This window comes from Arthrobacter crystallopoietes BAB-32, from assembly GCF_000328305.2.
GTDB lineage: Bacteria > Actinomycetota > Actinomycetes > Actinomycetales > Micrococcaceae > Crystallibacter > Crystallibacter crystallopoietes_A.
Window position 1 is genome coordinate 1 of sequence record NZ_ANPE02000031.1, and the last position, 1,748, is coordinate 1,748.

Here is a 1,748-nt window from a genome sequence, read left to right on the forward strand (position 1 = left end):
CTAACCCGGATTTTTCATCGGTTGATTGCTGGCAGTCGTGAGGTGTCTGGAGCCGCTTGTTGTTCGGCTGGCTGGATTTGGGCGTGATGGGCTGGCCCATAAGCCGGGCTGGGCTTCAGGATTCCACGTACCTGGTGTTGGCGTTCTTTCTCTTCGCAGGATATTCGCGCCGGCCGGGCGTCAGGTTTTCAGGATCGCGGCGGCCTGTTGGAAGTGGCCGGCGATCCGGAGATTTGCCTTGAGCAGGGTGCTGATCAGCGGCTGTTCCGGGGCGGTGTCGGGTAGCAGTAGGTGGTGCCTGCGGGCTCGGGTGATGATTTTCCCGGCAAGAGCGAAAAGCCGGTAGCGCCAGCGTTTGATGTCCCAGGCCTTGGCATGGTGCGCATCGGGCAGGGCTGCGAGCTGAAGCCAGGAGATGAGGTTCGCGGCGAGGACGGCGATGTTGGCCCAGGCTTGGTTTGCGGCGAAATCGAAGAACGGCAGCTTGCCCAGCCCGGTGTTTTTCAGTGTCTTGATCCGGTTCTCGCACCGGCCGCGGGCACGGTGCCGGGCGTCCAGGTATGGGCCGTGCCAGCGCGGTGAGTTGGTCAGGAACGCCGTCACCCGGTGGCCGTCCATGTCCAGCAGCGACGGGGTCGCCCCGGGATGCAGGGGCTCGGCACGCAGGAACAGTTTCGTCCCCGGCGGGTAATCAGCCAGCGGGATCACATGCGTGGCGTTGATGACCCACGCGTCGGTTCGGTCGTTGCCGTCCTGGTCCAAGGCCGGCTGCCAGTGCTGTTTGTCGTTGATCCAATCGATCATGTGGGCCTTGCCGACCGGGACCGGGTAGGACACGGAGAACTGCACGCCGCGGGAGTGCAGGTGCCACAGGAACTTCCGCGAAGCGCCGGCGCTATCGGTGCGGACCAGGATCTTCTCGCCAAGCAGGGTGCCGTCGGCGTCGAAGAAGGCATCGGGCAGCTGGGCGGTCGCGGCGTCGAAGACGCGGATGTGGTCCTCGGCGTTGTTCGCCCCGGCGTTGCCCGGGCGCAGCAGGGCCGCCAGGATTTCCCCGGTGCCGTTGCCGGCACCGTAGTCGCAGGTGGCGATGAACGGCGCGAAGCCGTAGCCGCCCTTATAGGTCCCGGCAACGTTTTCCTTATCCGAATGCGACGTCACCAGGGTCGCGTCGAGATCGATGATCAGCGGGTCCGCGGCCGTCGCCCGGGCCGCGGGGCTGCGCTCCGCGGCGGCGTCCCAGGCCCGGGAACGCAGTTCGCGGGACAGGGTTTCGAAGCCGTAGGCGAAGAGTTCCGGGTTCGCCACGGTGCGCTCGAAGAACCGCGAGACGGTGGCGTTCGACGGTACCGGTCCGAAGACGCCGGGTGAGGCGCGCAGTATGTCCAGATCGGTGACGTGTTCACCGCCGGCGGCGAGCATCGCCGCGAGCGAGCCGAGGATTTTGCCGGAGCGGTGCTGCGCATTCGAGGGAACGAACTGGCCGAGGCGGTTCTCGCAAAGCCCGCCGAAGCCGAGGGCGTCCATGAAGCCGGTGAGGACGTTGAGCCCGGCGTGGGAGATCAGCGACTGGCCGGTAAAAGTGACAGGAACGGACGGAAAAACACGGGTACGATTAGACACCGGAAGGGTGCTCCTTCGCTAGGCAGAATAACGGTCTCGACAACCACTATTTTCCCAGCTCAGAGCACCCTTTCCCTGCTTAAACACACGTTTTCAAACGCTCACCCATGAAAACCCCGGGCTAA

At 64.8% G+C, this 1,748-nt stretch carries 1 protein-coding gene; it reads right to left on the reverse strand.

The window, feature by feature from the left end; all coding sequences use genetic code 11:
* Positions 1-180: 180 nt before the first annotated feature.
* On the reverse strand, positions 181-1,623 hold the full coding sequence (locus tag D477_RS00760) for an IS1380 family transposase (RefSeq protein WP_005266272.1): 1,443 nt from the start codon (positions 1,621-1,623) through the stop codon (positions 181-183).
* Between the last annotated feature and the right edge of the window lie 125 nt (positions 1,624-1,748).